This window comes from Sinimarinibacterium flocculans (assembly GCF_003201205.1).
Taxonomy (GTDB): domain Bacteria; phylum Pseudomonadota; class Gammaproteobacteria; order Nevskiales; family Nevskiaceae; genus Solimonas; species Solimonas flocculans.
This window is the reverse complement of record NZ_QICN01000001.1, coordinates 760,876-774,497: the sequence shown is the minus strand read 5'-3', so window position 1 is coordinate 774,497 and position 13,622 is coordinate 760,876. Positions and strand designations below refer to the sequence as shown.

At 58.1% G+C, this 13,622-nt stretch carries 10 protein-coding genes and 1 pseudogene; 6 read left to right on the top strand and 5 right to left on the bottom strand.

The window, feature by feature from the left end:
• Positions 1-3: 3 nt before the first annotated feature.
• Entirely contained in the window at positions 4-1,161 is a 1,158-nt protein-coding gene (locus C8D93_RS03570) for an acyl-CoA dehydrogenase family protein (RefSeq protein ID WP_110263756.1), read from the top strand.
• A gap of 273 nt (positions 1,162-1,434) precedes the next feature.
• A complete protein-coding gene (locus C8D93_RS03565; protein WP_170123874.1) occupies positions 1,435-2,271 on the top strand; it encodes a FadR/GntR family transcriptional regulator in 837 nt (278 codons plus the stop codon).
• Between the two features lie 12 nt (positions 2,272-2,283).
• Here C8D93_RS03565 and C8D93_RS03560 read toward each other — a convergent pair whose 3' ends face one another.
• Positions 2,284-3,099, bottom strand: a complete 816-nt coding sequence (locus C8D93_RS03560) for an enoyl-CoA hydratase-related protein (protein ID WP_110263754.1) — start codon at positions 3,097-3,099, stop codon at positions 2,284-2,286.
• A gap of 250 nt (positions 3,100-3,349) precedes the next feature.
• Positions 3,350-6,031, bottom strand: a complete 2,682-nt coding sequence (locus tag C8D93_RS03555; RefSeq protein ID WP_170123873.1) for a TonB-dependent receptor — start codon at positions 6,029-6,031, stop codon at positions 3,350-3,352.
• A gap of 492 nt (positions 6,032-6,523) precedes the next feature.
• Between C8D93_RS03555 and C8D93_RS03550 the strand changes: the two genes are divergently transcribed.
• The 4 genes and pseudogenes from C8D93_RS03550 to C8D93_RS03535 all read left to right on the top strand — a co-directional run.
• Positions 6,524-7,711 carry a thiolase family protein gene (locus tag C8D93_RS03550; protein ID WP_110263752.1) on the top strand — a complete coding sequence of 396 codons (1,188 nt, stop codon included), beginning with the start codon at positions 6,524-6,526 and terminating at the stop codon, positions 7,709-7,711.
• A 98-nt stretch (positions 7,712-7,809) separates the two neighbouring features.
• Positions 7,810-9,282 (top strand): aldehyde dehydrogenase family protein, encoded by a 1,473-nt coding sequence (locus tag C8D93_RS03545; RefSeq protein ID WP_110263751.1) that lies wholly within the window; start codon positions 7,810-7,812, stop codon positions 9,280-9,282.
• Positions 9,283-9,507: 225 nt separating this feature from the next.
• Positions 9,508-10,488, top strand: a complete 981-nt coding sequence (locus C8D93_RS03540; RefSeq protein ID WP_110263845.1) for an NAD(P)H-dependent flavin oxidoreductase — start codon at positions 9,508-9,510, stop codon at positions 10,486-10,488.
• A 182-nt stretch (positions 10,489-10,670) separates the two neighbouring features.
• Positions 10,671-11,273 (top strand): annotated as a pseudogene (locus tag C8D93_RS03535) (DUF4372 domain-containing protein); the annotation flags it as partial.
• A 74-nt stretch (positions 11,274-11,347) separates the two neighbouring features.
• Here the strand turns inward: C8D93_RS03535 and C8D93_RS03530 are convergent.
• The 3 genes from C8D93_RS03530 to C8D93_RS03520 all read right to left on the bottom strand — a co-directional run bounded on the left by C8D93_RS03530 (position 11,348) and on the right by C8D93_RS03520 (position 13,612).
• Entirely contained in the window at positions 11,348-11,674 is a 327-nt protein-coding gene (locus tag C8D93_RS03530) for an SCP2 sterol-binding domain-containing protein (RefSeq protein ID WP_110263750.1), read from the bottom strand.
• A 136-nt stretch (positions 11,675-11,810) separates the two neighbouring features.
• A complete protein-coding gene (locus C8D93_RS03525) occupies positions 11,811-12,029 on the bottom strand; it encodes a ferredoxin (RefSeq protein WP_110263749.1) in 219 nt (72 codons plus the stop codon).
• 371 nt (positions 12,030-12,400) lie between these two features.
• Positions 12,401-13,612 (bottom strand): acyl-CoA dehydrogenase family protein, encoded by a 1,212-nt coding sequence (locus tag C8D93_RS03520; protein WP_110263748.1) that lies wholly within the window; start codon positions 13,610-13,612, stop codon positions 12,401-12,403.
• Between the last annotated feature and the right edge of the window lie 10 nt (positions 13,613-13,622).

Genomic DNA, 13,622 nt, shown 5'->3' with positions numbered 1-13,622 from the left:
GACGTGACCGATTTCAATTTCAGCGAAGAACAGATCCTGCTGCGGGATAGCGTCCGTAAGTTTGTTGAGCGCGAGTACAGTTTTGAGGTTCGCCGCAGATACGATGCGGAAGGCGGATACAATCAGAAGGTCTGGACGCTCATGGCGGAACAAGGTTGGCTGGGCGCCGGAATCCCCGAGCTCCTTGGGGGCTTCGGCGGAGGACCGATCGAATCGGCAATTGTTCTGCATGAACTAGGCCGCGGTTTGGTGTTAGAGCCATATCTAGCTGTCTGCGTGCTTGCCGCCCACGCACTGCAAACGGCGCTAGCGCCTGCTGCGACGACCGAACGTCTCGCCGCCTTGGTCAGGGGGGAGTCTCTTGTTGTGCTCGCCCATCGGGAGGCCGGGCAGGCCGGGCAGCCCGAGCGTGTGCGTACGTCCGCAGTAGCGACGGGACACTGCTACAGAATTAGTGGGGTCAAGTTACAAATCCTAGGCGGCGTACATGCACAGCGCCTGTTGGTCTCTGCACGGACTAATGGCGTCGAAGCGGAGCCCTCCGGAATCACCTTGTTTGAGGTTCCTGCAGACACTCCAGGATTGACACGCAAGAACTATCGATTGATTGACGGCACCCCGGTGGCAGACCTGACATTCGATAACGTGCTCGTCGATGCGAGCGCCAGAGTCGGAAGCGAGGGCACCGGCATTTTCGCAATCTCGAGCGCGCTTGACCATGGGACAGTCGGACTCTGTGCGCAGGCCGTGGGTGCGATGGAGCGTGCGCTGGAAATCACCACAGAGTACCTGCGTACGCGTCGGCAGTTCGGCGTGGCAATCGGCAGCTTCCAAGCTCTACAGCATCAGCTGGCGGACATGCTCATTGAGCTTGAGCAGTCCCGCTCAATGCTGTACCGCGCACTGGCGCACCTTGATGACAGCCAGGGTCGGCGCCATCTCGCCGTCGCGGCAGCCAAGGCTCAGATCTGCAAGAGTGCCCGTTATATCGCCAGCAAAGGCGTTCAATTACATGGAGGCATTGGCATAACCGACGAATGTACGATTGGCCACTACTTTAAATCCCTATATGTTGCCGAGAAACTGTTCGGCAATGCCGCCGTTCATTTGCAGACGCTTTCGCGCGCGCTGATTCCGACCGCGCCCCAAGAAGTGGTATAGCTCAACGTAAACGGCCTCCGGCTAACGCTTGCCTTTATGAATGAACCCGAACTACGTTGAGTCACTTGCGCGCGTTCGGCTCTGGGCACAGCGGACGAGAATGTGCGAGAACCCCCCATCGTGCGAAGTAGACGGATTTGAGCATATGCTCAGTCCGTCTACTGTGCACGCTTCTGGGCATGCTTCTGGATGGCGCGGTCTCTCGGCCTGACGATCAAAAGCACCGAGAGCGCAAAGTTATCGCATGCTCATGTCAACCCGAAAGGACCAACAGTGAAACGCGCCATCCTCCGGCCACGCCGCCAAAATGAAGTCAGTGTCAATAGAAAATCAACGCACCAAAGACTCACGAATAAATCGGAATGTTCGGATAGTGGAACACCGGGCGGCGACTCACTGGTGAAGCGCGCTGCCGATACACTTCGCGAAGACATTTTGAGGGCGGTGCCGACAGGGCGGTTGTTTCTGGGCTCAGAGCTCGAGCTGATGAGCAGGCTCGGCGTGAGCCGGCCAACATTCCGGCAAGCGGCGCGTCTACTGCAACATGAACAGTTACTGCTGATCAAACGCGGTGTCAACGGTGGCTTTTTCGCACGCACTCCGTCGGAGCAGGTTATCACCCGCATGGCCAGCGTTTTGCTCAGCACAAAGGGAACCACGCTCCGCCAGGTCAATGACGCGTGTGGTCCGTTAATCACGGAAGCGTTGGCCAGCATTGCCAGGAATGATGATCCGGACGTGCGTCGGCGCGTCCGAATCTTCTGGTTGGAGGCTTCTGCGCGCAAGCTGGAACTTGAGCTCGATGCACATACACGCGCGCGACTTGTTCTCGACTTCGAGCGGTTGATCGGAGAACTTAGCGGAAATCCAGCTCTGATGATGATGCTCAATGTGATGCGTGAAATAATCCGGTCGCAGCGATACAATTACTTTGATATGAATCTTCATCGCACAACCGAATACCTGACTTTCGTAGAAAAAGTTGCATCAGCAGTTCTGGATGGAGACGTCGAAATCTGCCGAGTGGTATGTCAGCGATTCTTCGCGAAGGTTAGTGACTGGTTGCCGGAAGGTGACCGCGAAGCAATCCGTGCATTTCCCGCGAACTGATATCATAGGCTTTCAGCGCCCTTTGAATGCAGGCAGCCTCCGCTCCATGAAGGCTTTGACCGCCTCCTGATGATCAGGTGACTCGCTCAGTTCGACGACGGCTTGCGCCTCCGCATCAAGAACGCTTTCAAGCGGTGCGCCAGAGGCTGCAAGATTCAGGCTATGCTTCATATGCGCATAAGCCGCAGTTGGGCCAGCTGCCAGTTTTTTGGCAAGCGTGAGTGCCTCATAATCAAGACCATCGTCGCTCATGATCTGATTGATCAATCCGAGCTGCAACGCTTCCTCGCTGGTCACCGGCGCTGCGTCGAGCATCAGGCGGCGCGCCACCGCGGCACCTGCCCACAGGGTTAGAAAGTAGCTACCGCCAAAATCGCTCGAGAGCCCAATTTTTGAATACGCCATTGATATTTTGAGCGACGTGGAACCCAGGCGAAAATCCGCCGCGAGTCCGATCGCTGCCCCTGCACCAACTGCAGCGCCCCGCATGGCGCTGACCGTCGGCTTGGGCATCGTGTGCAGATGCAGCACGCTGTTGGTCTGTGCCCGAAGGCGTGCTGCCTTCTCTGCTTGGACGAGCCGGCCCCTCTCGTCACGACGCAGGTTTCCGGACTTGATGTCGCCTCCGGCGCAGAAGGACCGCCCTTCCGCGCGCAACAGAACGGCGCGTACCGCTGGGTCGGTGGCGACTGCGCCCAGATGTGCTTCGAGGCCATCCATTACATCGGCAGAGAGGGCATTGAGGCGGTCGGGTCGGTTGAGCGTCACGATGGCGACATCGCCGTCCCGATCCAAGCGAACATACTTCCACCGCTGTTCTTTACTCATGGCGCGTAAGCTTCAGAAACCACACCAGCGGACGCACTCTTCTCGTCCAAGTAAACATTCTCCAGAAGGCCGGAAGCGCCCAGGCAATATCGCCCCTGCGCCCTTTTAAGCGTCGGCGTAGAGACAGACCCGCCGCGCTTGTGCGGGCGGATCAGAACTGAAGTAGATCGAGACGCCGAATGATCAAGCGCGGCGTCTGACCTCTTTCAGGACAGAACTGCTCCCCTACCCGAGATCAAAACTCAGGCCTTCAAAATGACCAATCCAGCCGCAGAACATAGGATCTGGGCGCAGCCAACGACCGGTTATTGCCAAAATCATTAGGGAACTGTGACAGAACATAGGTTGTATTTTCCAGATTGTTCACGGACGCCGTCACTCTAACGTTGGTCCGCTCGAGCAATGCACTGACTCTTGCATTCACCACCGTGTACGCCTCCTCACAGAAGCGCTCGGTGCTACCTGGGACATAGCAGGTTCGGTCTTGGTAGTTTCCGTCCACCGCAGCTTCGAGTGGACCCCAGGAGAAATTCCAAGTCTTCGCGAGCGACGCGAAGCCCGTCCACTTTGGGGTCCGGTTCAGCGGCAAGCCGCTAAAGTCATTGCGGCTGGTCAAAAAGCCGGTCTGCTCATTGTAGCCGCGGCCATTCGTGAATTTGATGTACTCGGCATCGACCATTGATGCCCCCGCGGAAAAGACCAGTGAGTCGAACAGGCTCGGTAGCACAATCACCTGCGCATCGAACTCAAATCCCCTAGAACGCGCCTCTTCGGCACGGTCGAAACTGACGGCCCCCCCTGTAAAGAACGATATAAACTGTACCTGAAGGTCGGTAATATCGTAGTTCCACGCCGCTGCATTCAGGCGCAGCAAGCCATCAAACCACTCGGTCTTTGCCCCGACCTCGTAGGCCTCAAGTTTCTCCTGCGGTAGTTCGTCCACGCCAGTATAGATATTGATGATGTTGAACGTTCCGCTCTTGCTAATCTTCTGCCAGGATGCATAGAACAGCAGTCCATCCGCCGGTCGGAAGTTGAGCCCCACTTTGGGTGAAAGCGTCTGTTTGTCCGCCGGTGTTGGTGGCGGGAAGAGTGAGCCATCTACAAAGTCGAAGACCTGTATGGTGCCCCCATCGAGTGTCGTCAGCGAAAAGTTGGATTTGGTCACTTCTCGATTCTCATCTTGGTAGCGCAGCCCCAAGGTCAGACCAAGCCAGTCTGTAACGTCGACGTCGATTTGCGCGTACAGCGCGTGCGCTGTTGTCTGAGTCTCGCCGGCAGGTATGAACCGAACCCCTCCCAACAGAGGGAGTGGCCCAAGAATCTGCTGCACCGGCTGTGGAAGGCCAGAGAGTAGCTGCCCCAGAGGCAAGCCAAGCGATATGAGGTCGAAAAAGTTTAACGCCACGCCGCCCCCAGGACCAACAATCACCGACTCGGCACTGAGCAGAGACGCCACCGGGTCTAGTCCGAGCTGACTATCGAAGTAGTAGTAGCCGCCGACCCACTTCAGCCAGTCTGGTCCCCAACCTGGCTCGGACGTAAACTGCAGCTCGGCGGTAGTGATCGTGCCATAAATGCCAACTGTCTTTACGTCTTCGGCGGCGCTATCACCAAAGGTTATGATTGGAGAGCTGGTCCCATCGAAATCATAGTCAAAATCACCCACCCCTATCTCTTGATTGCTTCCCAGCAGTCTGATTTCCATGGGGTCGGTTTTCCACTTCAGTTCGGCGGAGAAGGTCTCACTGGTTGTCTCCTGCTGGTCATCAATCGCCTCCTGCTCGGACAAGTAGTCGTCATCCGATGGCAAACCTCCAAGCAACATTGTTACGAGCGACGGCTGTGTGTTATTGAGCGCAAGAGTGCCGACACCGTTTTGCGAATAGTCAGTATACGAAAGCGTCAGGCTGCTCCTGTCGGTCGGCTCCCAACGCAGTTTCGCGCGCAATCCTTGTTGTGTTGATCTTGGAAATTCGATACCTCGATCGTCGCGTGGCGATCCTGGGGCGTTGCTGTACCAGTGGTCAGCGTCATCCCAGTATCCGGCAAACGTCGCAGCGATGCTGTCTGCCAAAGGAACATTGAAGAATGCGTTGTAGCTGTAGCCGTCTGAATCCACGTTCTTGTGGTCGTAGATTCTATAGGCGGCGCCGAGGGACGCGGAAAAACCGGACGGATCGGGAGTCTCCGTGATGACGGAGACCGCGCCGCCACTGGCGTTGCGGCCGAACAAGGTGCCCTGCGGGCCTTTCAGCACCTCAATCCGCTCAACACGGCCGAAGTTCTGGTTCTGGCCGAAAGGCATTGGGTTGTAGACCCCGTCGACGTAGTAGGCGACTGCTGGATCGCCCGTCAGAAAAGCGTCTAAGCCAATGCCTCGAATGTATATAAACGTAGCGCCAAAGGACTCTGTGTACGTCATCCCAGGCGTGAGCGCGGCCAGCTTAATCGGTTCAGTGACGCCCTTCGCGGCGAGCAGTTCGCCTGAAAACGCTTGAACTGTGATGGGAACGTCCTGCACGTTCTCTTCACGCTTTTCGGCCGTCACGACGATTTCTTCGATGAACCGGCTTTGGGGTGACCTTGTGCTCGGAGCTGCGAGCTCTCCCTCATTTTCCGAGAGGCTCTCCACAGGAATGGTCGGCACCGCCCCTCCGTCCGGACCTGCCACCTGCCCACCCGGCTCATCACTGACCGAGGATTCCGCACCATCAGACTTCGGCTGCGAGACGTTGTCGCTCGCCCTGTTCTCAGCAGGCTGATTTTGATCATGAGGCTGATTCTGACCTTGATCACCGGCGATCGCGTCTTCCAGGAGGAACTCCAGACTGTCGTCCGCTCCCCCGGACTCGCCGGGAAGCTCAGCACCCAACACCTCCGTCGCTGCCAACGCATGCAATAAGACGGACACCGCCAGCTGCTTCAACATCATTTTCTATCTCCTCGCGTCACGGTCATCAGGATGCGCAGCTACCGGCGCCTTCCCATCTAATACATCCAAATGACAATACAAACAGTCATTTGTTTTCAGGTCATCGATCACTCTCTACAGCCGGGACTCCGGCTTACACCGCCTCGGCTGCCCTGCCATTTCGGACCTCCGATTCCCAAGGAATCAGGCGCCACGAACAACCACCGCAACCGCGGGCGGTTGCGTGACCGTGCCAGCGCCGCGCGTTGCTCGCTCGGCGTCGACAACCCAACGGGAATCGGTGGCGCTCCTCCGTATCTGCGTGCGTCGTCATCGTTGATCAACGGTCACCTCGCTGCGCAATCCTGCCGCTGTAGTCGCGCCGCTTGTGCTGTGCACCAGCAACCGTTGAGTTATATTAGGTACCTGTTTTGCGGCATGTCAAGCGAAGAACATGTGCGGCTCGTGTAACCATTCTTATCCCCCAAGGAACCACCCTGAGAAACCACGATGACGACAAACAGCCAGGAGAAGAACTGTGTAGTGTCCGGGATCGGCATGTCGCAAGTAGGCCGGAGGCTTGGGCGCTCCGGTCTTGACCTTACGCTGGAGGCAGCGAACAAGGCACTGCGCGACGCTGGGCTTAAGCCATCTGATATCGATGGCCTTGCCAGTTGGCCGGGCTTCACCGCGCAGACACCTGGATTCTCACCGGTCTCTCTGAGCGAAGTGAAGGAGAATCTTGGGTTGGCGCTTAACTGGTACAGCGCTGGCATGGAAGCGTCGCAGATGTCAGCGCTGGTGAATGCATGCATGGCAGTGGCCAGCGGGCAAGCCCGCCATGTGCTGTGCTTTCGCACCATGACCGAGGCGACCGCGATGGCGGGCGGTGAGCGGTCCAGCAACATCGGACATAACAGCGCACGGGTGTCCGATCAGTGGCAGTGGCAAGTCCCCTTTCATGCGACATCGGCCGTCATATGGGTTGCATTGATCGCGCAACGCTACTTTCACGAGTTCGGTACGCGGCGCGAGCAACTCGCACAGATCGCACTCAATGCACGCCGCAATGCCCAGCGGAATCCAAACGCGGTTTATCGTTCTCCGCTCACGCTTGAGGAGTATCTGGCGTCCCGGATCATTTCGACTCCGCTGTGTCTGTATGATTGCGATATCCCTATTGACGGCTCGGTCGCTTATATCGTCTCGCATCGCGAGACCGCGGCGGACCTGCAATCAGTTCCAATTCTTGTGGAAGCCGTATGCTCGCCGCTGTACGGACGTGATACCTGGGACCAAATGCCTGACCTGACCCGATTCGCGGCGGAAGACGCCGGTAAGCGCCTATGGTCACGTACCGAACTCAGGCCCAAGGACGTGGATGTCGGCGCCTTATACGATGGTTTCAGCTTCCTGACGATGCTGTGGCTCGAGGGCCTTGGCTTTTGTGGTCGAGGTGAAGCGGGGGATTTCATCGACGGCGGCGAGCGCATCGCCCTCAATGGCCAACTCCCACTGAGCACCGGCGGCGGCCAGCTTTCTTGTGGCCGGTTGCATGGGTTCGTGCAGATCCATGAAGCCGTCACGCAGTTGCGCGGTCTAGGCGGTGAACGACAAGTGCCCGGCGATCCGCGCGTTGCGATTGTAAGCAATGGCGGCGGGCCCATCGCGGGCGCAGCCTTGTTTGTACGCGATTGAGTACCGCCATCATGCGTCATAGGCGACGTCGGCCTGCGTGAAGTAATGTACGCAGTTTACTCAGACATTTTGGGTGCAGTCAGATCGAGGAGACAGCAATGACGGAGAAAGCAAGTCTGTTTATCAATGGTAGCTGGGTGACGCCGGAAGGCGGATGGGAGCCGGTGTTGAACCCGGCAACTGCAGAGTCGTTCGGGGAGGGCCCGGTTGGCAGCTTGAGCCAGGCCGATGAGGCAATCAATGCCGCGCATGTTGCGTTTCATCAAGGGCAATGGCCGCGAATGAGCATCCGTGAGCGTGTTCGCAAGCTGGAGGTCATGCTCGACTGGCTGCAGGAACAGTCAGAACGCATCGTTCGGCTCATTGTTACTGAAGCGGGCGCGACGCAGTTGTTGGCCAACTTCCTGCATTTCGACATCCCTATGAAGCACGCTCGTGCGTCATTGGAGGAAGCGCTGCGCCTTCGTCCCGAGCCAACGCTGCCTGAGATTGCGCAGGACATGCTGACCGGTCAGCATGTGCTCGGGGCAGCCGTCACTGAACACGAACCCGTCGGTGTTGTGGCCGGCATCACGCCGTACAACTTTCCCTATTTTCTGAACATCGGCAAGGTCTTTCCGGCTCTGGCGATGGGCAACACCGTCGTGCTCAAGCCATCTCCGTGGACGCCGTTTCAGGCGCTCATTCTAGGAGAGGCCGCTGAAATGGCTGGCCTGCCGAAGGGCGTGCTGAATATCGTGACAGGAGATCTGGCTGTATCGCAGCGATTGACCACCGATCCGCGTATCGACTTGGTGAGCTTCACGGGCTCCGACACCGTCGGTGCGGCGATCATGGCGCAGGGCGCTCCAACGCTGAAGCGCATGGTGTTGGAACTCGGCGGAAAGTCGGCCATGATCCTGCGAGCGGATGCGAACCTAGAAGCAGCCATTTTGGCAGGCATTACAAGTTTCACTATCCACGCCGGTCAAGGCTGCGCATTGACGACTCGTCATATCGTTCATAATTCGATTCGTCAGCGCTATGTCGCGGCGCTCAAGGAGATGGCTGAATCGCTGCCCGTAGGCGACCCGGCTGATTCCAGCGTAATGATGGGTCCGATGATTCGCCCGCAGGCCGTGGAACGCGTCGAGCGTTATGTTCAGGCTGGTCTGGATGCAGGCGCGAGCCTGGTGTGCGGCGGCAGGCGCCCGCCCGAACTCACGCGGGGCTACTTTTATGCGCCCACAATATTCGACAATGTCGACAATTCGAGCGCCATTGCACAGGAAGAGATCTTCGGCCCTGTAGCCTGCGTAATCGGCTTTGATAAGGACGAGGAAGCGATCAACTTGGCCAATGCTTCTGCATTTGGCCTGCACGGCTCGATTTTTTCGGCCAGCACTGGAAAGGCCTACGAGATGGCGCGGCAGATCCGCACCGGTGGTGTCGCCATCAATGGCGGTGCAGGTACCATGCTCTCAATGGCCCCGTTTGGGGGAATCAAGCGCTCCGGCATGGGGCGAGAGTATGGCCGAGAAGGACTCCTTGAATTCACCTACGCGAAGTCGATCTCTTTTCACGCAGGCTAGGAGTATGGGGCGGAAGCACACACCGGACGATGAATTTGGTGCGGCACAGCCGTTCCCCACCTGACCTGTGCATCAGCGGACGCCGCTGCGCGGGCGAGGGTAAGTCGGCCTCTCGCTATGCGCGATTCACGCTAAAAGCGAAGTCATTCAAGCGATCGTTAGCCACAACTTCAGGCTAGACGATCGCAAACTCTGCTAAGGGCCCTACCGATGTCTCAAGTGACAATGAAAACGCGCGTGACTGAATTGCTCGGCACGCGCTATCCAATCGTACAGGGCGGCATGATGTGGGTCGGCCGAGCGGAACTCGCGTCCGCGGTCTCCAACGCGGGCGGTTTTGGCATCCTCACTGCCTTGACGCAGCCGACACCGGAGGCTTTGGTCCGGGAGATCGCGCGTTGCCGCAGCATGACCGACCAGCCGTTCGGCGTGAACCTCACCATTTTGCCGACCGCGACGCCGCCCCCTTACGAGGCTTATCTCGACGCGGCCATCGACAATGGCATCAAGGTCCTTGAGACGGCGGGCAACAATCCTAAGGAATTTATTGCCAAAGCCAAGGCCAGCGGCGTGAAGATCGTGCACAAGTGCACTGCCATACGCCATGCACTATCGGCCGAGCGTAACGGCGTCGACGCGATCTCGATCGACGGTTTCGAGTGCGCGGGCCATCCTGGTGAAGACGGTGTTGGCGGGCTGCTGCTGTTCGCGCTCGCTGCACGAAAGATCAGGATTCCGCTGATTGCGTCCGGCGGCATTGGAGACGGTCGCACTATGGCCGCAGCGTTCGCGCTTGGCGCCGAGGGGGTGAACCTGGGCACGCGCTTCTGCGCAACGAAAGAGGCGCCAATCCACGATAACATTAAGAATGCACTGGTCAAGGCCAGCGAACGCGACACCAATCTAATTTTCCGCACTCTCCACAACACCGGTCGAGTTCTGAAGACCGCAGTTTCGGACGCTGTAGTGACCATTGAGAATCGTCCCGGCGGCTGCGAGTTCAAGGACATCCAGCATCTCGTCTCCGGCCAGAAAGGACGTGTGGCGCTGGAGACAGGTGATATGAGCGCCGGCCTGGTCTGGGCCGGTCAAGTGGTCGGCCTAATCGACGACCTGCCGAGCTGTGCCGAGCTGATGAGTCAGCTCGTCGCCGAGTGTCGGCAGCATCTCGTTTCGGCCGGCCGCTACTTCTCGGCCGGCCGATAGCCGATGCTTCATATCTTGACTCATTGTGCGCTCTCACTGCTGTCCGGTCATCGCACCGGCCCCAAGGCTGAGAATATAGCTGTGATGCGGGTTTCAAGGCATTTCATGGGTGTCTCCGACTTGAACAGGAATTGGGCGTCCCCGCAGGCTTCCGGCCTTTGCCTGACCGGCCGGAGGCGCCGATGTACATCGGCAAGACGCTGTTCGCCCAGATCATGGACTTCCTGCCGTGGAAGACTTTCCATCGCATCGTGGCGCGTTATCACGGCGACCGTCGAGCGCGCACGCTCTCGTGCGCCGAGTAGTTCCGCGTGACGGCTTTCGCGCAGCTCCCGTTTCGCGAGAGCTTGCGCGACATCAAGGTCTGCCTGGCGGCGCAGGCCGCCAAGCTCTATCACATGGGCTTTCGCGAGCCGATCAAGCGATCGACACTCGCCGATGCCAACGAGCGTCGCGACTGGAGCATCTATGCCGACTTCGCACAGGTGCTGATCCGACAGGCCCGCGAGCTCTATGTCACCGAGCCTGGCGGTCGATCTCAACGCCACGGTCTACGCGCTGGATTCCACGACCATCGACCGTGCAAGCAGTGCTTGCACCTCGCGTTGTTCCCGTGGGCGCCGTTCCGCTCGACCAAGGCGGCGGTCAAGCTGCACACGCTGCTCGACCTGCGCGGCAATATCCCCAGCTTCATTCACACCAGCGACGGCAAGCTGCACGACGTCAATGTCGTTGATCTGCTGATCCCCGAGGCCGGCGCCTACAATGCCGCTGCACCAGGCTTTCACCGGCGATTCAGAGCACGAGTCCTCCAACCAGCTGACTTTTGTTCACGAGTTAACCGGACAGCAGTGATTTATCACGATTCACTTTGCAGCTTGGTGACGTCAAAGTAGCCATTCATTCGCTTGGCGAACGCAACATCACCCTTGACCCGCAGTTTTCCGGTCAGCAATGCCGACACGCCATTGAGTTTGCCACGCATAAGCTGAATCATGTCGTCATCCTTGACGTTAAGGGTCAGCGTCGGATTATCGCTGACGCCCTCGGTGACGACACAGGTTCCGTTTTCAATGGTCACGTAGGCCGGCGTTGAGATATTGAACTGCAACACGCAACTCACGTTCTCAGCCGACTCGGGCATGAAGGCATCCGGCATTTTCTTGAGAAACTCCAAAGCATTCATTTGTCTTCTCCAGATACTTTGAATACATCAATGGTGACACGGTCCTTCTTGCACAGAGGATTCATGTCGAACAACAGAGCGCCGGTGTGATTCTCAATACCCTCATGGCACTCGATGCACCGAGCATCAATATCGGCTAATCATCACCCTGCACCTTGATCTGCAGCGCACCTTCTGGGCAATTCAATACCGCATGTTCCGCTTTGGCACGAAGTACGTCGGGAATCTCGTCAAGAAGAATCTTGCAATGACCCAGTTCGTCTGCGCCAAAGACTTCTGGGCAGGCTTCCATACATCGTGCATGGCCGGTACATAATTCACGTTCAAGCACTACAGTTACTTTTTTGCTTGTCATACGAACCTCTACGTCATGCAATAGATGGGAACGACGGAATTGCCAACGTCAGATCTCTCGCGCCACATGCACGCACGCTCGATCCTTCAGTCGGCGCCCGCACAACAAACCCCGTCCATTGGGAATCTCCGCTTCTTGTCCTTGGCAGCTCATGTAGGGGGCCTTCATGGACTCCAGGAAACGTTAAACTGCTGCCCACTAAAGCCGCAGGCAAGGCGACCCCTTCATAGCAAACCATCCACCGGGTAGGCCTTGGCGCTCGAGGCGGCCTTGACCAACCTTCACCCCAAGTGATTCAGGCATGTGGTTTGCTTCCGGCGAAAGTACCGGCGCAAGGTTTGGTGTGCAAATGGCGTATACCACACCGCCGCCTACTGTTGATTAAACGGTACATCTTTATCCGGACGGTAGTCCGCAGGCAGGCCGAGTACACGTTCCGCCACGATATTGCGTAGGATTTCATCGGTGCCTCCCGCGATGCGCAGGCCGGGCGCCCAGAAGTAGGTCTGTTGCAACGTACTTAGAACAGAGCGGTCGTCGTCTTCAATGATCGCGCCCGATTCAAGCAAGTCGAGTGCAAACGCGGCCAAGTCCTGACGGGTCTTAGCCATGACCAGCTTTCCGATCGACGCTTCCGGCCCAGGCGGCAGCCCTTTTGACAGGGCGGTTTGCGCACGCATCCGGAGAAAATCGAGACCCGCGTCGTTGACGTAGTAACGCGCGATCGAATCACGCACATCTGCTGCGTCGAGCAGCATACCGCCGCTCTCCGTGCGAATGGATTTGGCCAGCGCGATAATTTGTTCGATACCGGCGTGCTCCGGCGGTTTGCCGATCGCCAACCGTTCGTGCATTAAGGTCGTCAGCGCGACCTTCCAGCCCGCATTCACGGCGCCCAGACGCTGAGAATCGGGAATGCGTACGTCGCTGAGGAAGACCTCGTTGAAGTCCTCGTCACCCGCAAGCGTTCGGATCGGCCGAACCTCGACGCCAGGGGAGCGCATATCCAGCCAGAACATGGTCAGCCCCGCGTGCTTTGGCACAGAAGGCTCCGTTCGCGTCAGCACGATCGCAAAGTCCGAGTACTGGGCATAAGAAGTCCAGACCTTCTGGCCATTGACGATCCACTCATCGCCGTCACGTACCGCGCGCGTACGGATGCCAGCAAGATCGGAACCAGCTGCAGGCTCCGAGAACAGTTGGCACCAGACCTCTTCGCCACGCAGCGCCGGCCCGACGAATCGCTGCGTCTGCTCGCGTGAGGCATACGCGATTACGGTTGGCAAACACATGCCCATCCCGACCTGAAACAAAACGTTTGGCACTCGATAACGCTGCTCTTCCTGCTGGAAGATGACGCCATCCAGCATGGACCCACCCTGCCCGCCAAGCTCACGCGGCCAAGTGATCCCTGCATAGCCCGCTTCGGCCTTAACCTTCTGCCAAGCCTTGGATAGGCGCACCCATGCTGCGCTGTTGGGCTTTATGTCGGGACCCGCTTCAAATCGAGGGGCGTGGGCCGCCAGCCATGCGGCGACCTTTGTGCGGTACCGCGCCTCTTCTGGTGAATCATTGAAATCCAAGGCTAAACTC